This is a genomic window from Limimaricola soesokkakensis, assembly GCF_900172345.1.
GTDB classification, from domain to species: domain Bacteria; phylum Pseudomonadota; class Alphaproteobacteria; order Rhodobacterales; family Rhodobacteraceae; genus Limimaricola; species Limimaricola soesokkakensis.
Map to the genome: position 1 here is coordinate 110,524 of NZ_FWFY01000004.1, position 24,704 is coordinate 135,227.

The 24,704-nt window shown below is 66.9% G+C and carries 23 protein-coding genes and 1 tRNA gene; 16 read left to right on the top strand and 8 right to left on the bottom strand.

Annotation, left to right across the window (positions count from 1 at the left end; all coding sequences use genetic code 11):
* Window positions 1-25: 25 nt before the first annotated feature.
* The 10 genes from LOS8367_RS08155 (at window position 26) to LOS8367_RS08195 (ending at window position 10,086) form a co-directional block, all read left to right on the top strand.
* Complete coding sequence (locus LOS8367_RS08155) at window positions 26-1,066, top strand: TIGR03842 family LLM class F420-dependent oxidoreductase (RefSeq protein WP_085896005.1); 1,041 nt, start codon at window positions 26-28, stop codon at window positions 1,064-1,066.
* A 137-nt stretch (window positions 1,067-1,203) separates the two neighbouring features.
* On the top strand, window positions 1,204-1,827 hold the full coding sequence (locus LOS8367_RS08160; protein ID WP_085896006.1) for a TetR family transcriptional regulator C-terminal domain-containing protein: 624 nt from the start codon (window positions 1,204-1,206) through the stop codon (window positions 1,825-1,827).
* Window positions 1,828-2,014: 187 nt separating this feature from the next.
* Complete coding sequence (locus LOS8367_RS08165) at window positions 2,015-4,357, top strand: Tex family protein (protein ID WP_085896007.1); 2,343 nt, start codon at window positions 2,015-2,017, stop codon at window positions 4,355-4,357.
* Window positions 4,358-4,828: 471 nt separating this feature from the next.
* A complete protein-coding gene (locus LOS8367_RS08170) occupies window positions 4,829-5,266 on the top strand; it encodes a universal stress protein (protein WP_085896008.1) in 438 nt (145 codons plus the stop codon).
* Window positions 5,267-5,277: 11 nt separating this feature from the next.
* Window positions 5,278-6,825, top strand: a complete 1,548-nt coding sequence (locus LOS8367_RS08175; RefSeq protein ID WP_085896009.1) for an alanine/glycine:cation symporter family protein — start codon at window positions 5,278-5,280, stop codon at window positions 6,823-6,825.
* Between the two features lie 209 nt (window positions 6,826-7,034).
* A complete protein-coding gene (locus LOS8367_RS08180; protein ID WP_085896010.1) occupies window positions 7,035-7,364 on the top strand; it encodes a hypothetical protein in 330 nt (109 codons plus the stop codon).
* A 181-nt stretch (window positions 7,365-7,545) separates the two neighbouring features.
* Window positions 7,546-7,980 (top strand): DUF411 domain-containing protein, encoded by a 435-nt coding sequence (locus LOS8367_RS08185; RefSeq protein WP_085896011.1) that lies wholly within the window; start codon window positions 7,546-7,548, stop codon window positions 7,978-7,980.
* 54 nt (window positions 7,981-8,034) lie between these two features.
* Window positions 8,035-8,175: a hypothetical protein gene (locus LOS8367_RS19025; protein WP_165761414.1), complete on the top strand. Its 141-nt coding sequence runs from the start codon at window positions 8,035-8,037 to the stop codon at window positions 8,173-8,175.
* 25 nt (window positions 8,176-8,200) lie between these two features.
* On the top strand, window positions 8,201-8,611 hold the full coding sequence (locus LOS8367_RS08190) for a c-type cytochrome (protein ID WP_085896278.1): 411 nt from the start codon (window positions 8,201-8,203) through the stop codon (window positions 8,609-8,611).
* A gap of 131 nt (window positions 8,612-8,742) precedes the next feature.
* Window positions 8,743-10,086: a VTT domain-containing protein gene (locus LOS8367_RS08195; RefSeq protein ID WP_085896012.1), complete on the top strand. Its 1,344-nt coding sequence runs from the start codon at window positions 8,743-8,745 to the stop codon at window positions 10,084-10,086.
* Window positions 10,087-10,164: 78 nt separating this feature from the next.
* Here LOS8367_RS08195 and LOS8367_RS08200 read toward each other — a convergent pair whose 3' ends face one another.
* From LOS8367_RS08200 to LOS8367_RS08215, 3 genes are all read right to left on the bottom strand, one after another.
* On the bottom strand, window positions 10,165-12,807 hold the full coding sequence (locus tag LOS8367_RS08200; RefSeq protein ID WP_085896013.1) for a TRAP transporter permease: 2,643 nt from the start codon (window positions 12,805-12,807) through the stop codon (window positions 10,165-10,167).
* A gap of 106 nt (window positions 12,808-12,913) precedes the next feature.
* Window positions 12,914-13,882, bottom strand: a complete 969-nt coding sequence (locus tag LOS8367_RS08205) for a TAXI family TRAP transporter solute-binding subunit (protein ID WP_085896014.1) — start codon at window positions 13,880-13,882, stop codon at window positions 12,914-12,916.
* Window positions 13,883-14,594: 712 nt separating this feature from the next.
* Window positions 14,595-15,077 carry a putative pterin-binding protein gene (locus tag LOS8367_RS08215; RefSeq protein WP_085896016.1) on the bottom strand — a complete coding sequence of 161 codons (483 nt, stop codon included), beginning with the start codon at window positions 15,075-15,077 and terminating at the stop codon, window positions 14,595-14,597.
* Between the two features lie 283 nt (window positions 15,078-15,360).
* Here LOS8367_RS08215 and LOS8367_RS08220 point away from each other — a divergent pair, with 283 nt between their 5' ends.
* The 3 genes from LOS8367_RS08220 to LOS8367_RS08230 all read left to right on the top strand — a co-directional run bounded on the left by LOS8367_RS08220 (window position 15,361) and on the right by LOS8367_RS08230 (window position 18,223).
* Window positions 15,361-15,966: a response regulator transcription factor gene (locus LOS8367_RS08220; protein ID WP_085896017.1), complete on the top strand. Its 606-nt coding sequence runs from the start codon at window positions 15,361-15,363 to the stop codon at window positions 15,964-15,966.
* A 119-nt stretch (window positions 15,967-16,085) separates the two neighbouring features.
* Window positions 16,086-16,892 carry an alpha/beta fold hydrolase gene (locus LOS8367_RS08225; protein WP_085896018.1) on the top strand — a complete coding sequence of 269 codons (807 nt, stop codon included), beginning with the start codon at window positions 16,086-16,088 and terminating at the stop codon, window positions 16,890-16,892.
* Entirely contained in the window at window positions 16,892-18,223 is a 1,332-nt protein-coding gene (locus LOS8367_RS08230) for a sensor histidine kinase (protein WP_085896019.1), read from the top strand. The genes LOS8367_RS08225 and LOS8367_RS08230 overlap by 1 nt, the downstream gene beginning before the upstream one ends.
* Here the strand turns inward: LOS8367_RS08230 and LOS8367_RS08235 are convergent.
* From LOS8367_RS08235 to LOS8367_RS08245, 3 genes are all read right to left on the bottom strand, one after another.
* A complete protein-coding gene (locus LOS8367_RS08235; protein ID WP_085896279.1) occupies window positions 18,220-19,197 on the bottom strand; it encodes an asparaginase in 978 nt (325 codons plus the stop codon). The two genes, LOS8367_RS08230 and LOS8367_RS08235, sit on opposite strands and share 4 nt — an antisense overlap.
* Before the next feature lie 820 nt (window positions 19,198-20,017).
* Window positions 20,018-20,103 (bottom strand) — tRNA-Leu (locus tag LOS8367_RS08240).
* 65 nt (window positions 20,104-20,168) lie between these two features.
* Window positions 20,169-20,711 (bottom strand): tetratricopeptide repeat protein, encoded by a 543-nt coding sequence (locus LOS8367_RS08245; protein WP_085896020.1) that lies wholly within the window; start codon window positions 20,709-20,711, stop codon window positions 20,169-20,171.
* Between the two features lie 83 nt (window positions 20,712-20,794).
* Between LOS8367_RS08245 and LOS8367_RS08250 the strand changes: the two genes are divergently transcribed.
* Window positions 20,795-21,538, top strand: coding sequence for a rhomboid family intramembrane serine protease (locus LOS8367_RS08250; RefSeq protein WP_085896280.1), 744 nt, complete (start codon window positions 20,795-20,797; stop codon window positions 21,536-21,538).
* Window positions 21,535-21,912 (top strand): GFA family protein, encoded by a 378-nt coding sequence (locus LOS8367_RS08255; RefSeq protein WP_085896021.1) that lies wholly within the window; start codon window positions 21,535-21,537, stop codon window positions 21,910-21,912. Before LOS8367_RS08250 ends, LOS8367_RS08255 begins: the two co-directional genes overlap by 4 nt.
* A gap of 4 nt (window positions 21,913-21,916) precedes the next feature.
* On the opposite strand, the gene LOS8367_RS08260 is transcribed toward LOS8367_RS08255, so the two are convergent.
* Window positions 21,917-22,711 (bottom strand): inositol monophosphatase family protein, encoded by a 795-nt coding sequence (locus tag LOS8367_RS08260; protein WP_085896022.1) that lies wholly within the window; start codon window positions 22,709-22,711, stop codon window positions 21,917-21,919.
* Between the two features lie 107 nt (window positions 22,712-22,818).
* Entirely contained in the window at window positions 22,819-23,724 is a 906-nt protein-coding gene (locus LOS8367_RS08265; protein WP_085896023.1) for a LysR family transcriptional regulator, read from the bottom strand.
* 87 nt (window positions 23,725-23,811) lie between these two features.
* Between LOS8367_RS08265 and metF the strand changes: the two genes are divergently transcribed.
* A complete protein-coding gene (gene metF / locus LOS8367_RS08270) occupies window positions 23,812-24,678 on the top strand; it encodes a methylenetetrahydrofolate reductase [NAD(P)H] (protein WP_085896024.1) in 867 nt (288 codons plus the stop codon).
* Window positions 24,679-24,704: the final 26 nt, after the last annotated feature.

Genomic DNA, 24,704 nt, shown 5'->3' on the forward strand with positions numbered 1-24,704 from the left:
CGATTTTCTAGGGAGGAAAAATCACATGGAATTCGGCATCTGCTTCAAGGGCTTCGTCGAACCCGAACGCGCCCGCGCGCTGGTCCGCCAGGCCGAAAACGCAGGCTTCGACTATTGCTGGTTCTACGACAGCCACATCCTGTGGCGCGAGAGCTTCGTCGCCATGGCGATGTGCATGGAGCACACCACCAAGATGCGCTTCGGCCCGCTGGTGACCAACCCGAACTCGCGCGAGTGGTCGGTCGCGGCCTCACTGTTCGGATCGCTCGCCAAGCAGTCCGGCGGCCGCTTCGACATCGGTCTCGGCCGCGGCGACAGCGCGGTGCGCGTGATGGGCAAGAAGCCGTCGACGCTCAAGCGTCTGGAGGAGTTCACCCATGTGGTGAAGGCGCTGATCCGCGGCGAGGAAGTGCAGTACGGCGAATGCCCCGAGCCGGTAAAGTTCCCCTGGGCCGACGGCTATGAGCTTCCCGTCTGGATCGGCGCCTACGGCCCCAAGGCGCTGGCTTCGGCCGGCCGTGTCGGTGACGGCGTGGTGTTGCAGATCGCGGAGCCGAAGATCGTGAAGTGGCTGGCCGATCAGGCCAAGAACGCCGGCACCGAGGCCGGGCTCGACATGTCGAACTACAAGGTGATGGCCGCCGCGCCGGCCCATACCGGGCCGATCGACGAGGCGATCGAGAAGGTGAAGTGGTTCCCCGCCATGGTCGGCAACCACGTCGCCGACATCGTCGAGAAATACGGTGCCGACAGCGACCAGGTGCCCTCCTCGCTCACGTCCTACATCGAGAACCGCAAAGGCTACGACTACTCCAAGCACGGCCAGAGCGATAACCCGTATCTCGACTTCATCACCGAGGACATCATCAAGAGCTTCTGCGTGCTTGGCACCCCCGAAGAGCACATCGCCAAGATCCGCGAGCTTGAGGAAGCCGGGACCACGCAGTTCAACATCTATCTCGACAGCGGCGACGAGGAGAAGATCATCGCCGATTACGGCGACACGGTGATCCCGGCCTTCCGCGAGAAGGCGGACAACGTCACCAAGTTGAAGGCCGTCTCCTAAGGAGCGCATCGCGCCTTAGAGACGCCGACCGGCGGGCAGCCCACCCTGCCCGCCGGAACGGTCCGCCCCGCTGGCCTCGCCATTCCAGTTGTGCGATAGGGCGTGCGGATCGACCTATACGAGGGGCTGGACGGCTCATGGCACGCATGGCAGGCACGAAGCCCAAGACCCGGATCCAGCGCAAGAACACCGAACAGATCCTCGGCGCCGCGCTCGAGGTCTTCGCGCAGCACGGCTCCTCCGGTGCCTCGATCAACCTGATCGCCAAGACCGCCGGGCTGACCACGCCGAACCTGCTCTACTACTTCGAAAGCAAGGACGCGATCCGCCGGGAGCTTCTGGCCCGCACGCTACAGCTGTGGATGGCGCCCCTGAACATGCTCAGCCCGCATGGCGAGCCGGTCGAGGAGATCTGCCAGTACATCCGGCGCAAGCTCGACATCTCCAAGAACTTCCCCAAGGAAAGCAAGTTCTTCGCCAATGAGATCCTGAGCGGGCTGCCGCAGTCCAAGAGCGAGATCTTCGGTCCGCTGAAGGAGCTCTACAACGCCAAGATCGCGGTGCTGGAAGACTGGATCCAAACGGGCCGCATCGCGCCCGTCGATCCGCATCACCTGCTCTACTCGATCTGGGCCACGACCCAGCACTACGCCGATTTCGACGTCCAGATCGAGGAGATCGCGCCGGAAAAGGCCAAGGACCGTTTCGCGGATGCCGAGGCGTTCCTGATCGAGATGTATCGAAAGCTGCTCACCGTCTAATCCAAACGATCGGTCCTGTCCCTCGGCCGGGAAATCGGCCGGGACGCCGGCCGGTTTTGCCCGACTTCGGCGTTTCCGGCGTGTCATCGCCCAAACCCCGACTTCGTCAGGCCGGACGCGGCAGTCACCCTTTTGCCGCTCGGCCTGCAGGCGTATGAGGGTCCCCGCAGGGGAAGAAAGGACTGACATGGATCGCGCCACCCGTATCAACCGGACCATCGGCCAGGACATCGGGGCGAATGCGACCCAGGTCGCGGCCGCGATCAAGCTGCTCGACGAAGGGGCGACCGTCCCCTTCATCGCGCGCTACCGCAAGGAGGCCACGGGCGGGCTCGACGACGCGCAGCTGCGCCTGCTGGCCGAGCGGCTCGGCTATCTGCGCGAGCTCGACGACCGACGCGACGCGATCCTCAAGTCGATCCGCGAGCAGGACAAGCTCACCGACGCGCTGTCCCGCGCGATCGGCGCCGCCGAGACCAAGACCCAGCTCGAGGACATCTACCTGCCCTTCAAGCCCAAGCGCCGCACCAAAGCAATGATCGCCCGCGAAAACGGGCTCGAGCCCCTGCGCGACGCGATCATGGCGGACCGGACCCGCGATCCGGAAACGCTCGCGAAAGCCTATCTGAGCGAGGCGGTGCCGGATGTGAAGGAGGCACTGAACGGCGCCCGCGACATCCTCACCGAGGAGCTGTCGGAGACCGCCGAGCTGCTGGGCGACCTGCGGAACTACCTCCGGCGGGAAGCCATCGTTACCGCCAAGGTGGTTTCCGGCCAGGAAGAGGCCGGGGCCAAGTTCTCGGATTATTTCAACCATTCCGAGAAATGGTCGAGCATGCCCTCACACCGTGCACTGGCGTTGCTGCGCGCCATGAAGGAGGGCGTCATCCGCTTCGACATCGGCCCCGACAAGGAGGTCGGCGAGCCGCGCTGCGAGGCCATGGTCGCCGCGCGCCTGAACCCCTCGGGCAACGGCCCCGGCGACCGCTGGCTGCGCGATGTCGCGAGCTGGGCCTGGCGGGTGAAGCTCTCGACGACGATGATGACCGAGCTGGTGGCCGAGCTGCGCGCCCGGGCGCATGAGGAGGCCATCTCCGTCTTCGCGCGCAACCTCAAGGACCTGCTGCTGGCAGCCCCGGCGGGCGCGCGGCCGACGCTCGGCCTCGACCCGGGCATCCGCACCGGTGTGAAGGCCGCCGTGATCGACGCCACCGGCAAGGTCCTCGCCACGGACACCCTCTATCCCTTCCAGCCCAAGAAGGACGTGCAGGGCGCCCAGTCCCGGATCATCGGCTTGATCAAGGCGCATGGGATCGAGCTCATCGCCATCGGCAACGGCACCGCCTCGCGCGAGACCGAAAAGCTGGTCACGGACACGCTCGCCCTGCTGCCCGGCGACGTGAAGAAGCCGACGAAGGTGATCGTCAGCGAAGCAGGCGCATCGGTCTATTCCGCCTCCGAGCTGGCCTCAAAGGAGTTCCCCGACCTCGACGTGTCGCTGCGCGGGGCGGTCTCGATCGCCCGGCGGCTTCAAGATCCGCTGGCCGAACTGGTGAAGATCGAGCCCAAGAGCATCGGCGTCGGCCAGTACCAGCACGATGTCGACCAGCGCCGCCTGTCGAAATCGCTCGAAGCGGTGGTCGAGGACGCGGTGAACGCGGTCGGCGTCGACCTCAACACCGCCTCGGCACCGCTGCTCGCGCATGTCTCGGGCCTGACGCCGGGGCTGGCGGAATCAATCGTCGCCCATCGCGACGAGGCCGGGGCCTTCACCACCCGCAAGGACCTCTTGAAGGTCAGCCGGCTCGGCCCCCGCGCCTTCGAGCAATGCGCCGGTTTCCTGCGCATCCGCGACGGCCGCGAGCCGCTGGACGCCTCGGCGGTCCACCCCGAGGCCTACGGCGTGGCGCGCCGGATCCTGGCCGATTGCGGCCGCGATCTGCGCGCGCTCCAGTCCAATCCCGAGGCCCTGAAAAACCTGCAGGCGGAGGCTTATGTCGACGCGCATTTCGGTCTTCCGACCGTGCGCGACATCCTTGCAGAGCTGGAAAAGCCCGGCCGCGACCCGCGTCCCAGCTTCAAAACGGCGACATTCGCCGAGGGCGTGGAGCAGATCACCGACCTGCGCGAGGGCATGCGCCTCGAAGGCACGGTGACCAATGTCGCAGCCATCGGTGCCTTCGTGGATATCGGCGTGCATCAGGACGGCTTGGTCCATGTGAGCCAGCTCGCGGACCGCTTTGTGAAGGACCCGCATGAGGTGGTGAAGGCGGGCGACGTCGTGCAGGTGCGCGTGACCGAGGTGGACGTGGCGCGCAAGCGCATCGGCCTGACGATGCGCAAGGATGGCGGTGCCTCGGCCAAAGAGGAGCGCAACGCCCGGGGCGACCGGCAACCGCCGCGCCGGGATGCCCCGCGAAACTCCGGAAAGCCGCCTCATAAAGGTGGCCACGAGCGCGGCGCTTCCAAGGGCGGGGATCAGCCCGGCGCCTTCGGCTCGGCCCTACTCGAGGCCATGAAGAAGCGCTGAGACCGAACCCCGCCCGAGGTTTCAGAGGGCGGCGGCACTCAGACCGCCGCCAGCGCCAGCTCCTTAGGGCCCAAATGACCGCCGCAGTTTGATGGTCTCGACGGCAGGCACGTGTACGGGGGCCATCTGCGGCAACGGGGTGAGAAACACACCCGAGGACCTCCGGCGAGCCGTCTTGGCCGCGGCTTCCTGGCCCGCATGAAAGGCATGCCGCTTCACCGGACCGACGGCTGTCGACCGGGTGACTTCGATCGATGAATCAGACGCGAAAAACATGCGGCCACGCCGCCGCCCGTGCCTCCGCCGCCGAACCGGAGGGATCGGCGGCGCTGCCTTGGGACACGGGCAAACGAATGGGCGACACCCGATCCCCGCGATACTATGCTGTTCACGCGGGCGTTTTCCCCGTGTGATCGATGCCAAGCGAAAGGCGCGAGGGCGCCGACCGCCGCCAAGACAGGAGATGCCCCAATGACGACACGGCTCGTAGTCGGTCTGGACGGCCATGCCTCGGGGGAACGCGCCCTCGACTTTGCCGTCACCCAGGCCCGGCTCATCGGCGATTGCGATCTCGTGGTCGCCTATGTGATCGAATGGTCACCATTCTCGTTCCACTCCGCCGAGGAGAACGCGCAGCGTCACAAGCGTCGCGAGGAGGAGATCAGCACGGTGATGAGCCGGGTGATCGATCCGGCGGTGAAGAAACTCGAGAAGCTGGGGATCAAGGCCACCGGCGTCGTGCGCCATGGCGACGTGGCCGACACGCTCAATGCCATTGCCAAGCAGCAGAAGGCGGCACAGATCATCGTGGCGCGCTCCTCCGAGGGCGGCTTTTCCAGCCGCATCTTCGGCTCCTCGACCTTCAACCTCGTGAAGGGGGCCGATCTGCCGGTCACGGTGGTGCAATGAGGGGGCCGCAGATGACCGCAGCCGCGATGGCGGCGTTCGCCGCGACACTTCTGACCGCAGGCGCCGCGCGGGCGCAGGAGGCCATGACGCTCGACGAGCGCGTCAACCAGATCTTCGCAGAGGTCACGGGGCCCTTCGTCAGCTTCATCTTCGCGCCGCTCTACGGCACCGATTTCCCCTGGATCGTGATGTGGCTGGTGATCGCAGCCACCGTGTTCACCCTCTATTTCGGCTTCGTGCAGTTCCGCTATTTCGGCCATTCGATCCGGCTGGTGAAGGGCGACTACTCCGATCCGGACGATGCGGGCGAGGTCAGCCATTTCCAGGCGCTGGCCACTGCGCTTTCGGGCACGGTGGGGCTTGGCAATATCGCGGGCGTCGCGGTGGCGGTCGGCATCGGCGGGCCGGGCGCGACCTTCTGGATGATCCTCGCGGGGCTCCTCGGGATGGCGTCCAAGTTCACAGAATGCACCTTGGGTGTGAAGTACCGCAACGAGTACGAGGACGGCACTGTCTCCGGTGGCCCGATGTACTACCTGTCGAAGGGCTTCCGAGAGCTGGGCCTGCCGGGCGGCGGCGTGCTGGCGGTGCTGTTCTCGGTGTTCTGCATCCTCGGCTCGCTGGGCGGCGGCAACATGTTCCAGGCCAACCAGGCGCATGCCCAGATCTCCGGCATCCTCGGCGACTACCCAGGCTGGATCACCGGTCTCGTCTTCGCCTTCGTGGTGTTCCTGGTGATCGTCGGCGGCATCAAGTCGATCGCGCGAGTCACCGAGAAGATCGTGCCCTTCATGGGCGTCCTCTATGTCGGTGCGGCCCTGATCATCCTGATCGTCGAATACGACAAGATCGGCTGGGCCTTCGGACAGATCTTCGAAGGTGCCTTCAGCGGGCTCGGCGTGGCGGGCGGTCTGGTCGGCGCGCTGATCCAGGGCTTCAAGCGGGCCGCCTTCTCGAACGAGGCGGGCGTGGGTTCGGCCGCGATCGCCCACTCGGCGGTGCGCACCAAGGAGCCGATCACCGAGGGTTTCGTGTCGCTTCTGGAGCCGCTGATCGACACGGTGGTGATCTGCACCATGACCGCGCTCGTGATCACCATCTCGGGCCAGCTCATCACCGACCCGCAGACCGGCCGCTTCGTGCTCGACGAGGCCGGTGCCGCGATCGCCACGATCGACGGCAATACAGGCGTGGCGCTGACCTCGGCGGCCTTCGCCGAGGGGATCAGCTGGTTCCCCTACGTGCTGGCCGTGGCGGTGGTGCTCTTCGCCTTCTCGACGATGATCAGCTGGTCCTATTACGGGCTCAAGGCCTGGACCTACCTGTTCGGCGAGGGCAAGACCAAGGAGTTGATCTTCAAGCTGATCTTCTGCGCCTTCGTGGTGATCGGCGCGGCGGCCAATCTCGGGCCGGTGATCGACTTCTCCGATGCCGCGATCTTCGCGATGGCCGTGGTCAACATCCTCGGCCTCTACTTCCTGATGAAGGTGGTTCGCCAAGAGCTCCGCTCTTATGGCAGGCGGCTGCGCTCGGGTGAGATCGTCGCCTACAGGGCCTGAAGCGCGAGCGTGCTCGAAGACCACCCCGCCGACCGGCCTGGACGGTCGGCGGGGATCGTCGCGACGGCGGTGCGACGAACGCGAAAGGCGCGAGAACTCGGCATTTTCTCGCGCAATACCCTGTCGTCACGCCCGTTCCGGCGCGCGCCCCACCGCCATGTGACCGCGTTCCCCTTGCGAAGCCGGACGAAGATCGCACATATCGTCCCATGATCCGCCTCGTCGCCATCTGCCTGCTTCTGATCGGCTCCCTGGTCCAGCTGTCCACGGCTGCGCCCGCGGGCCCCGTGAGCGGTCACGAAATGGCGATGACCGAGACCTCCCCCCATTGCCCGGACTGCGCTCCTGGCGACAGCCGCGCTGTCATGGATTGCGCGGTCAACGGGCTTTGCGCCACGGCCCCGGGCGTGCTGGCCCCGGCCAGCGACCCTTCCGGTCCTGGTTCGGCCTGTAGCGAGTTGCCGCGCTGCTTCGCGGTGGAGACGCCAACCGGCGGCCATCCTGTCCCGATTCCCGTTCCTCCGAAAGATACGGCCTGACCGATCGCGTGGTTTCGCGACGCGAAGCCATGCCACGCACAGCGTGGCTATCGTCAAACCGGAACGGCCATGTCCGCCCCTTCTGCCCCTTCACGCACGGAGAACGGGGCCGGATGATGGCCGGGACCGGGAGCCTTTTCAGGCCGCCGATGGCGGCATTCACGACCGACAGGATATCACCATGAAAACCATCAGAACCCTTGCGACCGCCACCGTGTTCGGCTTTGCCGCGTTGCCGGTGCTCGCCCAGTCCATGACGCTTCACAAGGATCCAAATTGCGGCTGCTGCACGGCGCATGCCGAGTATCTGCGCGAGAACGGCTTCGAGGTGGAGATCCGCGAGACCTACGACCTCGCCACCGTCAACAAGGAAGCCGGCGTACCGCTCGGCCAGCAGGGCTGCCATACGGCGGTGGTCGACGGCTACGCGATCAGCGGCCATGTCCCGGCCGATCTGATCAAGCGCTTCCTGGAGGAAAAGCCCGAAGGCGCCATCGGCCTCACCCTCCCTGGCATGCCGATGGGTGCGCCCGGCATGGGCGACGATCCGGAGGCGCAGCTCGACGTGATGCTGATCGACGCCGAGGGCGTGTCACACCCCTACCCGGCCGAGTGAGCCGACCTTGGCGGGGTCGGCGCGCCGGCCCCGCCCACATATCGAATCGATGGAATGGATACCGACATGATGATGATGAACGGCATGGGCGGCGGCATGATGCTCGCCATGGGCGCGGTCTGCCTGCTGGCGATCGCGGTGCTGCTGCTCGCGGCGGCCGCCTTGGTCAAGTACCTGCGCAGCCCGGGAAACTAGGATGAAGGGCAAGGCGCGCATCGCCATGGCCGTCGGGGCTGGGGCCGTGGCATTGGCGGCGGGCGGCCTGCTGCTTTGGCCATCGGTCCCGGAGGCCGATGGCCGTGCGCTCTATCTCGACAACTGCGCGTCCTGTCACGGCGCGGCGCTCGAGGGGCAGCCCGATTGGCGCCGCCCCGGCCCCTCGGGCCGCCTGCCCGCGCCGCCGCATGACGCGAGCGGCCATACTTGGCACCACCCCGACCGGGTGCTGCGCGAGATCGTGCGGCGCGGCTCCGCCGCCGTGGTGGGACAAGGCTACGAAAGCGACATGCCGGGCTTCGAAGGCATTCTGACCGACGCCGAGATCGACGCGATCCTCGACTACATCAAGTCCACATGGCCCGACCGCGAGCGCAGCTTTCAATCCCGCGTCACCGAGGCGGATGGGGGCTGAGACGCGCGCGGGCCACGGGTCCGGCCGCGCGGCGCGTCCGGACCGCGATCGGGGGTGCGCCCGGCCCGCTGAGGCTGTAGGGATGCGTCCCGTGGCGCCTGGGCGCCGCGGGACACCAGAGGGGCCCTTGCATGTTGTCATGGGGCGTGCCGGCGCTGCTGCTGGCGACGATCGTGAACCAGCTGCCGGTGATCAGCGTCTTCGTGCCGACCGAGCCGGTCTATGTCTATCTCGGCACCCAGCTTCCGCAGGGCGGCTGGACCTCGCTGCTGGCCTGCATGCTGGGGGCATGGATCGGCGCGCAGGGCTCGTTCTGGCTCGGACGCACGGCCGGGGCGCGGGTGCTGGCGCGGATGAACGCCGCGCCCGCCGCCATGGCCCGCGCACGCGCCCTGTTCGAACGCCGAGGCCCGCCCTTCGTGGTGCTGGCGCAGCTGATCTGGCCGATCGCCACGCTCTGCCAGGTGCTGGCGGGCGCCTGGGGCATGCGGCCCCGCACCTATCTCGTGGTTTCGGCGCTGGGCGCGGTGCTGGCGGTGCTGCAATACGCGGCGATCGGCTATGCCTCAGCTACCGGCCTCGCGGCGCTGGGGTTGCAGCCCAAGGAGCCGCTTCTGGTGCTGCTCGGGCCCTACTGGCTGCTGATCGGGCTGGCGCTGATGCTGCTGGTGGGCTGGGCGCTGATCCTGCGCCGCGCGCGCCACGCGCTGCCGCTGCGCATCGCCCACGCGGCGCTTCTGGCGCTGGCCATGTTCGGGGCGATCAACCTCGGCACCCTGACTGGCCGGGCCGAGGCGGCGGGCCGCATCGCGCCGCTGCCGCTGGAACTGGCCTGCCGCGCGCTCGATGAGACTCTGATCGCCCGGACCGGCGAGACGCCGCTGCATGCGGCGCAGCCGGTCAACCTCGCCCTCGTCGGCTACTATGCCCCCGACGCCTTGCTTGGCGGACTGGGCTGGCTGCGCAACCGCACCTATGCGGGCGATGATCTCGATCCCGCCGAGATCCTGCGGCTGACCTATCGGGGGCTGCCGCCGGCCTCGTCGCTGTTGATCGAGGGCGTCGCCACCGATCTTGCCTGGCAGGAACGGCGCGGCGCGGTGCCCCGCACCCAGCTGCGGCTCTGGCCGGTGGCCGTGCCCTCCGGGGTGCCGCCGCTCTATCTCGGGTCGGTGGGGCGGATCGACGCCGTGACGCTGCGCCTGGCCGGGCGAATTCCCCTGCCGGTGCTGGCCTATGACCTGTTTCCCTTCACCGATAGCGCCCGCAACAGCCAGGCCGAGGCGATCACCCGCGCCGTCCCGGGGGCAAGCTGGCAGCTGCTCGGCCCATCGACCCGGCCGGAGGAAGAAAGCCAGTTCGAGACCGATGGACGCATCGCGGCGCTGCGCACGCCGGGCGCGCCCTCTCTGACGCAAATCTGTGCGGAAACCGGCCCCAGTCCGTTGGGCATGGCCCTTCCGACCGAAGGGTAAGGGCGGCGCGCCGCCTGCCCCGTCCCTGCCCGGTGGCGTACGTGATGGTCGGGCCCCGGCGCGCGGGGCCCGAACGGATCAGAAGGCGGGAACGGTCTGGCGGCGGCGCTGCAGCAGCACCACGCCCGCCAGCAGCAGCAGCGCCGGGATGTAGAACACGTATTTGGTGATCCGTTCGCGCGGCGCCTGCACCTGCGCGATCTGCACCGGCGTGTCCGAGTAGAAGTCGAAATCGGCGAGTTTCTCGGCGGCCGGGGTGCCGAACATCGGCTCGTCGAGCCGCACGACCTCGCCCTCCGGGAACAGCAGCAGCCCGGACGCGTCGATCCGCTCGGCGGCACCGCCCTCGCCTTCGATATCCATCACCAGCGTGGTCGAGGTCAGCGCGCCCGAGTTGAAGTCGGGCCCCTCGATCCTGAGCCGCAGCCGGTCGCCCGGGTTGGCCTCGGCCACCGCGGTTTCAAATTCGGCCGGGGCGAAGGTCTGGAACGGGCTCTGCATCTGGTTCAGCCAGAAGCCCGGCACGAAGAGCGTGAAGGCCACGACCAGCAGCGCCGCGGATTCGTGGATCTTCGACGGCGCCAGGAAATACCCCTGGGTGGCGGCGGCGAAGAGCAGCATCGCGATGGTCGCGACCACGAAGATGAACGCCGCCTGACCGATCCCGAACCACGTACCAAGATCGATGCCGTAGAGGATCAGCGCCGGGTTGTAGATGAACAGGAACGGCAGCGCGACGGTGCGCAGGCTGTAGAAGAAGGCCGTGAAGCCGGTCTTGATCGGATCGCCGCCCGAAACGGCGGCGGCCGCGAAGCTCGCGAGACCCACGGGTGGTGTCACATCGGCCATGATGCCGAAGTAGAACACGAAGAGGTGCGCCGCGATCAGCGGCACGATCAGCCCCTCCTGCGCGCCCAGATTCACCACCACCGAGGCCATCAGCGACGACACCACGATGTAGTTCGCGGTGGTCGGCAGCCCCATGCCGAGGATCAGCGAGAACAGGCCCACGAAGATCAGCATCAGGATCAGGATACCGCCCGAGAGCTGCTCGACGAGACCGGCGAGTTCGGTGCCGATCGGGGTCTTGGTGACGGTGGCGACGATGATGCCGGCGGCCGCCGTGGCCACGCCGATGCCGATCATGTTGCGCGCGCCCGCGACGAGACCGTCACGCAAGTCGTGGAACCCGGCGCCGAATTCATGGGCGATCTCGCCGCCCTTGCCCCGGAACAGCGCCTTGAGCGGGCGCTGGGTGACGATGATCAGCAGCATCAGACAGGTGGCGTAGAAGGCCGACTTGGCCGGGCTCTGCCGCTCGACCATCAGGAACCACACCAGCACCAGGATCGGCAGCACGTAATGCAAGCCGGTGGCATAGACCTCGGCCACGGTAGGCAGCTTGATCTCCTCGTCGGAAGGATCGTCGATATGCAGGTCGGGCCGCTTGGCCGCGACCCAGACGAGGCCGAGATAGACCGCCGCCAGCACCAGCATCATGATCGGCGCGGTGAGCGAAGGCAGCGCGGATTCCAGCGCGTCGACGCCGTAGATCAGTGCGGTGAAGCCGACGCCTGCCACCACGAAGCCCAGCGCGAACTTGATGATCATGCCGGAGAAGCTCTTGCTTTCGCCCAGCGCCGGCATGCCGCGCTTCAGCGCCTCGAGATGCACGATGTAGACCAGCGCGATGTAGGAGATCACCGCCGGGATGAAGGCGTGCTTGATCACCTCGAGATAGGAGATGCCGATGAACTCGACCATCAGGAAGGCGGCCGCGCCCATCACCGGGGGCATGATCTGGCCGTTGACCGAGGAGGCCACCTCGACCGCGCCCGCCTGCTCCTTGGAAAAGCCCACCCGCTTCATCAGCGGAATGGTGAAGGTGCCGGTGGTAACCACGTTGGCGATGGACGAGCCCGAGATCAGGCCGGTCATCGCCGAGCCGACGACGGCGGCCTTGGCCGGGCCGCCGCGCAGGTGGCCCAGACCCGCGAATGCGAGCTGGATGAAGTAGTTGCCCGCCCCCGCCTTGTCCAAGAGCGAGCCGAACAGCACGAAGAGGAAGACGAAGGCCGTCGAAACGCCCAGCGGAATGCCGAAGACACCCGCGGTGTCGAGCCATTGCGCGTTGATCAGCGAGGTGAAGGACAGTCCCTCATGCTCGACGAGGTCTGGAATGAGCCAGCCGGTGCCGAAATAGGCGTAGGCGAGGAACAGGCCGCCGACCACGGTGAGGGCCGGGCCGAGCGCCCGGCGCGAAGCCTCAAGCAGCACCAGGATGCCGACCGAGCCGATGATCACCTGCGCTTGCGTGGGCAGACCCGAGCGCGCGGTCATCGCCAGCGTGTCGGAGAACCAGAAGACATAGAAGGCGCAGAAAGCGCCGATCAGGGCCAGCGCCCAGTCGACCAGCGGCACCTTGTGCCGGGGGCTCGACTTGAAGGCCGGATAGGCGAGGAAGGCGAGGAAGATCGCGAAGGTGAGGTGGATGGGTCGGGTCTGCGAGGAGTTGAGAACCGGCAGGTAGGCCCCGAACCACAGCTGCGGCTGGGCGATCCAGAGCTGGAACAGAGACCAGGCCATGGCGGTGCCGGCGATCAGCATCGCGGTGGCGCGGTTCACGGGCGCCCGGGCGCCGGAATCGCTGCTGGTGACGAGATCCTGAAGGTCGTCGTCCGAAAATTGCCGGTCGTCCCGGTCCTCGCGCTGCTCTGCCATCGGACGCGCTCCCTCTCATGTTGTCCCGAAACCCCGTCGCCGAGACGGGTCGGGCCGGGGCGCGTTTCACACGCGCCCCGGCCAATCATTCAGCGTTGTCTGGCGATCACTCGATCAGCCCGGCCTCGCGATAGTACTTCTCGGCGCCCGCATGCAACGGGGCGGAGAGACCATCGGCGACCATCTCTTCCTTGGTGAGATCGGCGAAGGCCGGGTGCAGGCCCTTGAACTGGTCGAAGTTCTCGAACACCGCCTTGGTCACCTCGTAGACGACCTCCTCGGGCACGGTGGCCGAGGTCACGAAGGTCGCGCCGACGCCGAAGGTCGCGGTGTCCTCGTCATTGCCGCGATACATGCCGCCCGGGATGGTGGCGGTGCGGTAGTAGGGGTTCTCCTCGACGAGCTTGTCGACGGCCTCGCCGGAGACGTCCACCAGCACCGCGTCGCAGGCAGTGGTTGCCTCCTGGATCGAGCCCGAGGGGTGACCCACGGTGTAGACCATCGCGTCGATGTTGTTGTCGCACAGCGCCTGGGACTGCTCGGCGGCCTGCAGCTCGGAGGTGAGCTGGAAGTCGTCCATGGTCCAGCCCATGGCTTCCATCAGCACCTCCATGGTGCCGCGCTGGCCGGAGCCGGGGTTGCCGACATTGACGCGCTTGCCCTTGAGATCCTCGAAGGTCTCGATGCCGGCATCGGCGCGGGCCACGACGGTGAAGGGCTCGGGGTGGACCGAGAACACCGCGCGCAGGTCCTCGAAGGCCCCCTGCTCCTCGAACTGCGAGGTGCCCTCGATGGCGTGGAACTGCCAGTCGGACTGGGCGACGCCGAATTCCAGCTCGCCCGAGCGCAGCGCGTTGATGTTGTAGACGGAACCGCCGGTCGACTCGACGCCGCAACGGATGCCGTGATCGGCGCGGCCACGGTTCACCAGGCGGCAGATCGCACCGCCGGTCGGGTAGTAGACGCCGGTGACGCCACCGGTGCCGATCGAGATGAATTGCTGGCCGTCCTGCGCGGCGGCACCACCAGCGGCGAGGGTCAGCGCGGTCGCGGCTCCGACGAGATAGGTCTTCATGATGTCTCTCCCTTAGAGTTCTTGCTTGTCGTTGGTCGCCTCGGCGATTGGCTCGCCTAAGCGTGATGTCCCCCCCGTGAAAGTCAACAGTCCGCCGGTGTCAACGGGTTACGGCACGGGCGCTTGGTCCAGTTCCGCCCGTATCGCGATCCGTGAATGGGCGTCCGCTTGCAACTTGGCGGCGAAAGCAAGTGGGGCTGGCGCCGTTCGGGTCGACCGGCTCGGCCTGTCCTCTGGGTCCGGCAGTGCCTCGATCCCGGCCCGCCGGTCGAAGCTCCGCTGCCTGCGTTTTGGGAGTTCGCCCACCCCATCCGCGACGGCCCTGCCCTGTGACGCCATCGTCTCGAATTGCCTCTTGAGCGAGGTGATGGACGCAACGGCCAGACCCGGCCGGCAGGATAGGTTGAGATAGGAGCTCCATTCGCCACCAGCGCCACACCGGTGACCGATGTGCAGGATCGCCGCTCCGGTTTCATTCGTGCGACCTCGCCGGTGATGACCACAGGCGGTGGCTCTGTCGTGATTTCCGCTTTGCAGATGCCCGAGGGGGTTGGGCCGGCTTCGTTCCTGTGCCGCGCCGGCCGCGCCGGAGCTGACGTTGGGCGAAGCGGGCAAAGGACATGCCACGGGGAACCTCCACAGCCGGATACACAGGAGGATGCCGTCGTGTTGCCCTTGGCGCAACCTTGCAGAAGGAGGCGGCGTAGACCGATCAGGGAACGAGGTTCACCTGCGCCAGCTGCCAGATGCTGCGCGCGAAGGTCGCCTCGGTGCGGTAGCGCGGATCGAGATCGTAGGGATAGACCACCCAATAGGGCCCCATTTCGCGGACCGGAACGGTCTCCCCGTCGATCCGGGTGGCGACGATCGGTGCGCTGTCGTCGATCTCTTCGATCGGGATCTCGACCCGGTAATCGTTGAGCGCCACCAGCTCGATCGTTCCGGCCTCGGTCTCGACACCCAACCGCTCAAGCAGCGCCGCCAGCGGCACGCCCGAGAACCGCGCATCGCCATCGGTCCAGATCGTGCCGGTGACGAAGGACTCCTGCGGCATGGCGTCGAGCGCCGCGAGATCGAGCATCGTCACCGATCGGTCAGGCCCCGTCACGCTCAGCGCCATGGAGCCGGGCTGCGCGGCAGCTGGCAGGCCGCTCAGACAGGAAATGGTCAGGGCAGTTGTCAGAGCCTTGAGCATGTCGAATCACCCTCTGGTTGCGACACCGCGACTCTGCGGGAAAGTCCAGCCGGGCGCCACGAGGCATCCGGTCATCTCCCTATTCGAACGGATAGGAAGTTTCCCGAAATGCCTCGAATTCGAAACATCGATACCGGGCCAAAAGGGGTTCACGATTTGAACCGCTTTGAACGCACCGTCACATGGCATGAAAGGGCCAATTGCCACGAAATGGCCGGGATTTGGCAAGGTTCTTGCTGCATAAATTGAGCAGGCGCGACCGCAGCTGCAACCGGAGGACCACATGCATATCCTGATCGCCGATGACCACGACCTCGTGCGGGAAATGCTGGCGGCGTTTCTCGAGCGCGATGGCGGGATGCGTGTCGTTCAGGCCGCCAGCCATGGCGAGGCGATGGCCGAGATGCGGCGCAAGGGGCCATTCGAACTGGTGATGCTCGACTACATGATGCCGGGGATGCAGGGGCTCGAAGGGCTGCGCAGCGCGCTCGCCGCCAATGGCGGCAACCCGGTCGCACTGATCTCCGGCAGCGCCGATCGCCGCGTCGCCGAGGCCGCGCTGGCGGCCGGTGCCGCCGGCTTCCTGCCCAAGACCATGGCGGCGCGCTCGCTGGTGAACGCCGTGAAGTTCATGGTGATGGGAGAGACCTACGCCCCGGTCGATTTCATGAACGGCGCCGAGGAAGCGCCCGCCGCCGGTTTTCTCACCCCTCGCGAGCGGCAGGTGCTCGAAGGGCTGACACAAGGCAAGTCGAACAAGGAAATCGCGCTCGACCGCGACATTCAGGAGGTGACGGTCAAGCTGCACGTCAAGACGCTGTGCCGCAAGCTGGGCGCCCGAAACCGTACCCAAGCCGCCATGATGGCACGCGACCAGAGCCTGATCTGACCCCCTCGGGGCGAACGGGGCAAAGGACGCTCTCGCAGCCCGCCATTGCCATGGAATGCATCGAATATCTGTCCTAGCATGAGACACGGGCTTCGGACTGTGGGAATGGGACGGGAACGATGAGGGCGACCGAACGCAACAACGTGACCGCGACGGGTGCGTCCGTTGGCACGCCGCTGGTCTTCGTACATGGTTTCGGCTGCGATCAGACGATGTGGCGCCAGGTGCTGCCAGCCTTTGCCGACCGCCACAGGCTGATCGTCTACGACCTCACCGGCATGGGCAAATCCGACCTCAGCGCCTATGTGCCCAACCGCTACGCCGATCTCGGCGCCCATGCCGAGGATCTGCTCGAGATCCTCGATGAGTTGCAACTCGCGGAGGCGGTGCTAATCGGGCATTCGATCGGCGCGACGATCGCCTTGCTGGCCGCCAACCGCGCTCCGCATCTGGTGTCGCGGCTCGTGATGGTTTCGCCCACCCCGTCATTCCTCGAGGATGCGGAACAGGGCTATGCGGGCGGCTTCTCGCGCGCGGATCTCGAAGGCTTGGTGGGGTTTCTCGACGAAAATCACCTCGGCTGGTCGGCGCAGATGGCGCCCACCATCGCGGGTCAGCCCGCCGGCTCCGAGGCGACCGAGGAGCTGACCCAGAGCTTCTGCCGAACCGACCCGGCCATTGCGCGGCATTTCGGGCATGTCACCTTCTTCGCCGACCGCCGCGCCGATTTCGAAAGCGCGGCTAGGCCGTCCCTGATCCTGCATTGCGACGATGACGCGCTGGTGCCGATGCCGGTGGCGGATTGGATGCGCGAGAAGGTCCCGGGCGCGACGCTGCGGGTGATTTCCGCCACCGGGCACTGCCCGCACATGACCGTGCCGGACGTCGTCTCGGCCGAAACCCGCGATTATCTCGGTTCGGGCTGATGGCCGAACTCGCTCAACCCCGGCATCTCGACGTCGCCGCCGAATTGATCGAGGACGCGCCCTGTGGCATCGCGGTGACCGACCCGGACGGGCGCCTGCAATACATCAACGCGACCCTGTCGAACTGGCTCGCCCTCAACGCCCGGCCAGAGCGGCCGCGGCGCCGGCTGTCCGAGCTGCTCACCTTGCCGGGGCGGATGTATTACGAGACCCACATGGCCCCGATGATGCGGCTGCAGGGCTACGTACGCGAGATATCCTGCGCGCTCGAGGTGGAGGGCGGCCCGCCCTTGCCGGTGATGCTCAGCGGCGTCGCGCGGCGCGACGCGGGCGGCAGCTTCACGCGCTTCGATTACACCATCTTCGACGCCCGCGAACGCCGCGTCTACGAGGAGGAGCTGCGCCACGCCCAACGCGAGGCGGACGAGCTCGCCGCGATCGTGCGCAGCTCTCCCAACGCGATCCTGCGGGTCGATGCCGCGGGCCGGGTACGTCGCTGGAACGCCGGGGCGACGCAACTCTTCGGGCTCGATGCCGAGGCGGCGCTGGGACGGCAGGTGGACAAGGTCATCCCGTTCGAGGATCGACCGAACTGGTTCACGGCGAGCGTCGCGCCGGGCTGCGACGGGCCCGAGATCCTGTTCGAGGCCGTTCATGGATGCGGTCGCGCCTTCGAGGTTACGCTCGCCCCGATCGGCGAGCGCGGCCTGCCGGGCGAGGAGGACTGGTCGGTCATCCTGCGAGACGTCAGCCGCCGCTACGCCGCCGAGCAGCATTTGCGGGTGATGGTCGACGAGATGAAGCACCGGGTGAAGAACACGCTCGGGGTGGTGTCGGGCATCGCGCGACAGAGCCTCGGGCGAGACGAGGCCGCGCAATTCGTGTCGCGGCTGCAGGCGCTGTCGCAGGCGCATGACGCGCTCACCGCCACCGATGGCACCGGCGCCGAGCTGCACGACCTTCTCGATTTCGCCCGTCGCGAGGCGGGCGGTGCAGCGCGGCTGCACATCAACGGCCCGCCGGTGCGACTCGGCGCGCGGCAGGCCACCTCGCTCTCGATGGCGCTGCACGAACTGGTCACCAACGCCCTGAAATACGGCGCGCTGTCTCGCGCCGAGGGTCATGTGCAGGTCGATCTCGACATCGAGGATGACGGCCGGCTGCGGCTGCTCTGGCGCGAGCATGGCGGCCCGCCGGTGGTACCGCCGACACGGCGCGGCTTCGGCACCAAGATGATCGGGCTGGTGCTGAAGGCCGAGCTGGGGGCCGAGGTCAGCTTCGATTTCGACCCTTCGGGCTTCTGCTTTCAGGTGATCTTTATGCCAGGCTAGGCCCGAGCCAGCGCCGTCGCGATTTCCTCGCGCGAGGCCCGTTTCGCGAGCAGCGCCGAAAGCAGCAGCCGCGCCTTGAGCCCGCTCAGCGTGCCGCAAAGCAGCGCCCCCGCCTCGACCAGCGTCGTGGCGCCGCTGTCGCCGCCATAAACCGCGCGCGTCCGCCCCTCGTAGCAGCGCGAGGCCACCAGCACCGGTACGCCGGCGGCCGTCAGCCGCGCCACCACGCTCGCGAAGCCGCGCGGCGCGTTGCCCCGGCCGAAGCCCTCGATGACGATGCCGGGCGCGCCGCTCTCGGCGCAGAATTCCAGGAATGCCGGTGTCGCGCCGAGCGCCAGCTTTAAGAGCTCGACCCCTTCGACGAGACCCGCATCCTCCACGACCCGGCGCGGGCCGGGGTGGCGATAGAGATGCACCTCGCGCAGATCGACCTCGCCGATCTTGCCCATGCCGGGCGAGCGGAAGGTGTCGGTGCGCGAGGCATGCGCCTTGGTCACGTCGCGTGCGGCATGGATCTCGCCCTCGAACACGATCGCCGAGCCGATCCCGCGCGTCGCCGGATCGGCCGCCACGCGGATCGCGTCGGCGATGTTGCGCGGCCCATCGGTGTCTGGGTCGCCCGCATGGCGCTGCGCCCCGGTGAAGACCACCGGCTTGTCGCCTGCCACGAGGAGGTCGGCGAGATAGGCGCTTTCCTCCATCGTGTCGGTGCCATGGGTCACGACCACGCCGTCGCAATCGGGCCGCGCCAGCGCGGCGCGGATCGCGGCCACGAGGCCATGCGCATCCTGAAGCGTCAGCGCGAAGCTGTTGAGTTCGCGGAATTCCTCGACCCGGACCTCGATCCCGTCGAGCGGGTCGTGCAGCGCCGCCAGCAAAGCGCTGCCACCCAGCCCGGCGACCACCGCGCCCGCCTTCTCGGAATGGCGCGAGGCGATGGTACCGCCCGTCGAAATCAGCGTGACCCCGGTCATGATCTGTTCCTCGTTTGTGTCGGGATTGGTGCCAACGTCCGGCCGCCGGCTGACCGCGGCCACCAAGACATCAGCTAGCGCTTTGTAAAACCCGGATTTTGCGCAATCTTAGCGAGCCCGTTGCACATGCGGAAGTAGAAAGTACCCTTCCGCAAAATTCGCCCTGCCTTACCACTGGTCAACGGTTGGGCCGGTACTAGTTTAGCTCATGTTAACTAGTACAATGTTACTATTGCAGCGGGTCATGGCCGATGGTGATTGCTAATTCTGTCTATTTTTGAAGTACCGACAGCGCGTAGCCGTTTCCATAGCCATGACCCCCACCCTCGGTCTTCCAGCCGCCGATCTGATCGACGATATCTGCCAAGCATTCTACGGAACGCAGCCGAGCAAAGCAGCCAAGTTGCTTCCGCCAGGCGCATTCCCGTCACCCTTGAGCCGCAGGTATATCACCACAGCGTCGGAGAGGCTCATACAGTCGATGTTGACCCCGCCGCCATCGGAACCACCCGCACCCAAACGCAGCATGTGCGTCCCCGGAAGGTCCTCGTCTCGGCATCGTAGGTGGTACCAGTAGTCGTCGAGCTGGCCTGCCGCCCGTACGGCCCGTGCAGCTGCCACCTGTGCTGACCTCGCCTTCAGAGATTACGAATTTTTTGATGGCGTATAATGGCGACTCAGTTCCGGCGGCACCCGATGTTGGAAATAGAAGATGCCGTCCTTCAGGAAGCAGGAGGAACAGAAATGTACGCCGGCATGTACTACGCCTCGGCTTGATCCGATCAAAAGCCGAAAGTCGTCAGCGCCTTAGGAAAAGTCCTGGTGCCCGCGGCCGGACTCGAACCGGCACGCCCCGAAGAGCAAGAGATTTTAAGTCTCGTGTGTCTACCATTTCACCACGCGGGCCCGGGCGCAGGCTTACGATGCCAAGGCGCGGCGGTAAAGCGTCAGCGGAAGCCTCGTTGCCTGGTTCAGATATCGGTGCCCGGCGCCTCGATCAGGCCGCGCTCCGGCAGCCAGGGGTTGCGCGCCAGCGCGTCGTCAAGGGCGCGACGCGCCTCGGCCTCGCGCCCCAGATGAAACAGCGCCAAGGCTCGGCCAGACAGCGCGCCGACATGGTCGGGCAGAAGCCTCAGCGCCACGTCGAGATCCGCGAGCGCGGTCATATGGTCGCCCTGCAGGAAATGCAGATAGGCCCGCTGGTTCCAGCCCTCGGCATAATCGGGGCATTCGGCCACCAGCTGGTCGAGCGCCTCCATTGCCCCTTCGCCCTGCCCCGCCTCGCGTAACGCCATCGCCCGGTCTAGCAGCAGCTGCGCCTCGGCATCTGGTGCAATGAGCCAGAGCGTCCAGAGCCGGTCCATCAGCCGCTGCGCCGTGAGCGGATCGGGGGCGCGGGCGAGCCGGTCGAGCAGCCCCGCCATGACGCTGGTGTGATCGGGAGGCAATGGGCAGTCGCGCGCCGCGGCGGGGGCGGCGGCAAGGCACAGGACCATGGCGACGGCGCGGATCATGCTACATGCTGCCCAAGCGCCACCCCGCGCGTCAACTGCCCACGCGCGGCACCGCGCTTCACGTTTTCCAGACCGGACCCCGCATGTTCCCGATCCGCGACCACAACCCCTCGACCGGCACGCCCTATGTCACCTGGAGCCTGATCGCACTCAACGTGGCGATCTACCTGTGGATGGTGGTCGCGCTCGACACCGGCGAAGATCTGGCGCGGCTCTATTACGGCTGGGCGATGATCCCGGCGCGGATCACGGCTTTCGAGAACCCGGTCTCGCTGGTCAGCTCGCTGTTCCTGCATGGCGGGCTGTTCCACCTCGCGGGCAACATGCTGTTCCTGTTCATCTTCGGCGACAACATGGAGGAGCAGCTGGGCCATGGCGGCTTCGCCGGGTTCTACGTCGCGTCCGGTGTCGCCGCCAACCTCGTGCAGCTCGGCTCGGAGCCGTTCTCAATCGTGCCGACCATCGGTGCCTCGGGCGCGATCGCGGGGGTGATGGGCGGCTACCTGCTGCTGTTCCCCCGCGCCCGGATCGACATACTGATCTTCCTGATCGTGTTCATCCGGCTGATACCGGTGCCGGCCTGGCTGGTGCTGGCGGTCTGGTTCGGAATGCAGCTGCTGGGCGGGATCGGCACCGACCCGGAGACCGGCGGCATCGCCTACTGGGCCCATGCCGGGGGCTTCGCCGCGGGTCTCGCCTTCGCGGTGCCGCTCTGGCTCCGGCGCGGCGGCCCGGCCTTCTGGAGCCGCACCCATGGCCTGCCGCCGCACGACCCCGCGCCGCCGCTGGGCCGCAGCAACATCCCCGTCGTGAGGAAACGCAGATGAGCCTGAAGAACCCTATCCACCATGTGAGCTGCCATTGCGGCGCGGTCGAGCTAAGAGTGCATCTCAAGCACGGGCTGTCCGGCGCGCATCGCTGCGATTGTTCCTATTGCCGTCGCCGCGGCTACATCGCCGGGCCGGTTGATCTCGATCAGCTGGAGCTATTGCGGGGTGCGGAGGCGCTGACGCTCTACCAGTGGAACACGATGACCGCGAAGCACTGGTTCTGCCGCATCTGCGGCATCCATACGCATCACCAGCGCCGCTCGAACCCGAACGAATACAGCGTCAACATGGGCGCGATCGCGGGGCTGAACCCCCGCGACCTTGGCGAGATCCCGTGGTCGGACGGCGTCAACCACGCCGCCGACCGCTAAAGCCTCAGGCCTCGCGGGCGCGGACCAGCTTGGCAAACTTCTCGAAGATGTCCGCATTGGCAGCGACCACGTCGCCATGCTCGAGCGGGTCATGACCGTCACGGATCGCACCGACGAAGCCGCCGGCTTCGGTGACGATGATCATGCCCGCCGCGATGTCCCAGATTTTCAGCTCGCGCTCCCAGTAGCCCTCGGTGCGGCCCGCCGCCACATAGGCCATGTTGAGCGCGGCCGAGCCGTATTGCCGCACACCCGAGACCTCGGGCGCGATCCGCGCGAGATCCTGGATCATCGCCGGCAGGGTGCGGCGGCCGGCGCAAGGCACGCCGGTCGAGAAGATCGATTCGACCAGACGATGGCGCGCCGAAACCCGCAGCCGGCTCTCGTTGAGCCAGGCGCCCTCGCCCTTCTCGGCGTGGAACATCTCGTCCTTGACGGGATCGTAGATCACGCCCGAGACGATCTTGCCCTTGTGCTCGAGCGCGATCGAGATCGCCCAGTGCGGCATGCCGTGCAGATAGTTCGTCGTGCCGTCGAGCGGATCGACGATCCAGCGCCGCGTCGGGTCCTCGCCCTCCACGGGGCCGCCCTCTTCGCCCAGGAAACCATAGGAGGGCCGCGCCTCCATCAGCGCCTCGCGGATGGTCTGCTCGGCCTGCCGGTCGGCGCGGGTGACGAAGTCGCCGGGCCCCTTGGTCGAGACCTGCAGCTGCTCGACCTCGGCAAAGTCCTTGAGCAGCGCCCGACCGGCGCGGCGGGCGGTCTTCATCATCACGTTGAGATTGGCGGAACGGGCCATCGGGGCCTCCTCGGGCTATGGGCTGTCAGGCCCTTCGGGGCCCTGAGATGTACGGATCACGGGGCCATAGCCGCTCGCGCTCCGCCGGGCAAGAGGCCCAAGGGGGCCTAGCCCCTTTGCAGCTTCACCGCCTCCTGCCGCGCCAGCCGCGTGAAATGCGCGATATAGGGGCGCGAGGTGTCGTCGGAACGGGTCGCGGCATAGAGCCTGCGAGTCTTGCCCTGCGCGGTGAGCGGCCGCGTCACGTAGTCGGAGTTGCTGCGCAGCTGCCGCACCACCCAGTCGGGCAGCACCGAAACGCCGCGGTTCGAGGCCACCAGAAGCAGGATTACCGCCGTCAGCTCGACCTGGCGGATCGCCGCCGGTTCCACCTTCGCAGGGATCAGAAGCTCGGTGAACACGTCGAGCCGGGTCCGCTCCACCGGGTAGGTGATGAGCGTCTGGTCCGCGAAGTCCCCGGCCTCGACGAAGGGTTTCTCGGCCAGCGGATTGGCGGACGAGGCAACGAAGACAGGCTCGTAATCGAAGAGCGGCGTGAAATCGGTCTCGGGCAGATCCTCGGGGTCCGAGGAGATCACCAGATCGACCATCTCGCGCCTGAGCGCCGGCAGCGCGTCGAAGGCGAGGCCGGGGCGGATGTCGACATCGACCTCGGGCCAGGCCTTGCGGAACTGCTCCAGCACTGGAAGCAGCCATTCGAAGCAGGCATGGCATTCGATCGCGATGTGCAGCCGCCCCGACTTGCCCGCGACCAGCCCGGCGAACTCGGCCTCCAGATCGGCGACGCGCGGCAGGATGTCCTCGGCGGCGGCCAGAAGCTTCATCCCTGCGGCCGAGAGCTTCAGCGGCTTGGAGCGGCGCACGAAGAGCTCGACCCCGGCTTGGTCCTCGATTCCCTTGATCTGATGCGACAGCGCCGATTGTGTTATGTTCAGCAGATCGGCCGCCCGGGCCAGACCGCCGGTGTCGTGGATCGCCTTGATCGTGCGCAGGTGGCGGAACTCGATATGCAAGTGAAACTCATCATCGTCGTGAGGGTTATGAATTTGTCTCACAGCCCCCCATCTGCGACAAGCTCCCCATCCCACAGGAGACCGTCCATGACCCGCCCCGCCGTCAGTTTCGAATTCTTTCCGCCGAAGAACATCGAAGGCTCGTTCCGTCTTTGGGACACGGTGCAGGCACTGGCGCCGATGGGACCGGAGTTCGTCTCCGTGACCTATGGCGCCGGCGGCACGACCCGCAAGCTGACCCACGAGGCGGTGGACGCGATCCACAAGAAGACCGATCTACGCGTCGCGGCGCACCTGACCTGCGTCGACGCCACCCGCGCCGAGACGATGGAGATCGTCGACGGCTACGCCAAGGCCGGGGTCGAGGAGATCGTGGCGCTTAGGGGCGATCCGCCAAAGGGCACCGGCGGTTTCCGACCCCATGCCGAGGGCTTCTCGGGCTCGGTCGAGCTGATCGAGGCGCTGGCCGCGCGCGGCAATTTCCGGATCCGCGTCGGCGCCTATCCCGAGCCGCATCCCGATGCCGCGCATGAGCTGGCCGATGTCGAGCACCTGAAGCGCAAGTTCGATGCCGGCGCGCACAGCGCGATCACCCAGTTCTTCTTCGAAGCGGACACCTTCTTCCGATTTCGCGATGCCTGCGCGAAGGCCGGGATCGAGGGGCCGATCATCCCCGGCATCCTGCCGATCGAGAACTGGAACGGCGCGCGGAAATTCGCGGCGATGTGTGGCACCTCGATCCCGCAGGTCGTGGCCGACGGCTTCGAGCATGCCAAGGATCAGGCCGAGGCCGACCTGCTGGCCACCGCGCTGGCCACGGAGCTGTGCGACAAGCTGATCGCGGGCGGGGTTGAGCATCTGCATTTCTACACGCTCAACAAGCCGGACCTTACCCGCGACGTCTGCCATGCGCTGGGCATCGCGCCCAAGGCGACGCTGAGCGAGGTGGCCTGAGCCGCGAGGGGGCTTCGCCCCCGGGC

Excerpts from the sequence above, each read along its gene's own strand:
- LOS8367_RS08175 (WP_085896009.1), top strand. The coding sequence starts at position 5,278 with ATGACCGCAGCCGCGATGGCGGCGTTCGCCGCGACACTTCTGACCGCA.
- LOS8367_RS08235 (WP_085896279.1), bottom strand. The coding sequence starts at position 19,197 with ATGACCGGGGTCACGCTGATTTCGACGGGCGGTACCATCGCCTCGCGC.
- LOS8367_RS08255 (WP_085896021.1), top strand. The coding sequence starts at position 21,535 with ATGAGCCTGAAGAACCCTATCCACCATGTGAGCTGCCATTGCGGCGCG.
- LOS8367_RS08180 (WP_085896010.1), top strand. The coding sequence starts at position 7,035 with ATGATCCGCCTCGTCGCCATCTGCCTGCTTCTGATCGGCTCCCTGGTC.
- LOS8367_RS08155 (WP_085896005.1), top strand. The coding sequence starts at position 26 with ATGGAATTCGGCATCTGCTTCAAGGGCTTCGTCGAACCCGAACGCGCC.
- LOS8367_RS08205 (WP_085896014.1), bottom strand. The coding sequence starts at position 13,882 with ATGAAGACCTATCTCGTCGGAGCCGCGACCGCGCTGACCCTCGCCGCT.
- LOS8367_RS08225 (WP_085896018.1), top strand. The coding sequence starts at position 16,086 with ATGAGGGCGACCGAACGCAACAACGTGACCGCGACGGGTGCGTCCGTT.
- LOS8367_RS08170 (WP_085896008.1), top strand. The coding sequence starts at position 4,829 with ATGACGACACGGCTCGTAGTCGGTCTGGACGGCCATGCCTCGGGGGAA.
- LOS8367_RS08220 (WP_085896017.1), top strand. The coding sequence starts at position 15,361 with ATGCATATCCTGATCGCCGATGACCACGACCTCGTGCGGGAAATGCTG.
- LOS8367_RS08260 (WP_085896022.1), bottom strand. The coding sequence starts at position 22,711 with ATGGCCCGTTCCGCCAATCTCAACGTGATGATGAAGACCGCCCGCCGC.
- LOS8367_RS08230 (WP_085896019.1), top strand. The coding sequence starts at position 16,892 with ATGGCCGAACTCGCTCAACCCCGGCATCTCGACGTCGCCGCCGAATTG.
- LOS8367_RS08250 (WP_085896280.1), top strand. The coding sequence starts at position 20,795 with ATGTTCCCGATCCGCGACCACAACCCCTCGACCGGCACGCCCTATGTC.
- LOS8367_RS08200 (WP_085896013.1), bottom strand. The coding sequence starts at position 12,807 with ATGGCAGAGCAGCGCGAGGACCGGGACGACCGGCAATTTTCGGACGAC.
- LOS8367_RS08245 (WP_085896020.1), bottom strand. The coding sequence starts at position 20,711 with ATGATCCGCGCCGTCGCCATGGTCCTGTGCCTTGCCGCCGCCCCCGCC.
- LOS8367_RS08215 (WP_085896016.1), bottom strand. The coding sequence starts at position 15,077 with ATGCTCAAGGCTCTGACAACTGCCCTGACCATTTCCTGTCTGAGCGGC.
- LOS8367_RS08190 (WP_085896278.1), top strand. The coding sequence starts at position 8,201 with ATGGCCGTCGGGGCTGGGGCCGTGGCATTGGCGGCGGGCGGCCTGCTG.
- metF (WP_085896024.1), top strand. The coding sequence starts at position 23,812 with ATGACCCGCCCCGCCGTCAGTTTCGAATTCTTTCCGCCGAAGAACATC.
- LOS8367_RS08160 (WP_085896006.1), top strand. The coding sequence starts at position 1,204 with ATGGCACGCATGGCAGGCACGAAGCCCAAGACCCGGATCCAGCGCAAG.
- LOS8367_RS08165 (WP_085896007.1), top strand. The coding sequence starts at position 2,015 with ATGGATCGCGCCACCCGTATCAACCGGACCATCGGCCAGGACATCGGG.
- LOS8367_RS08195 (WP_085896012.1), top strand. The coding sequence starts at position 8,743 with ATGTTGTCATGGGGCGTGCCGGCGCTGCTGCTGGCGACGATCGTGAAC.
- LOS8367_RS08185 (WP_085896011.1), top strand. The coding sequence starts at position 7,546 with ATGAAAACCATCAGAACCCTTGCGACCGCCACCGTGTTCGGCTTTGCC.
- LOS8367_RS19025 (WP_165761414.1), top strand. The coding sequence starts at position 8,035 with ATGGATACCGACATGATGATGATGAACGGCATGGGCGGCGGCATGATG.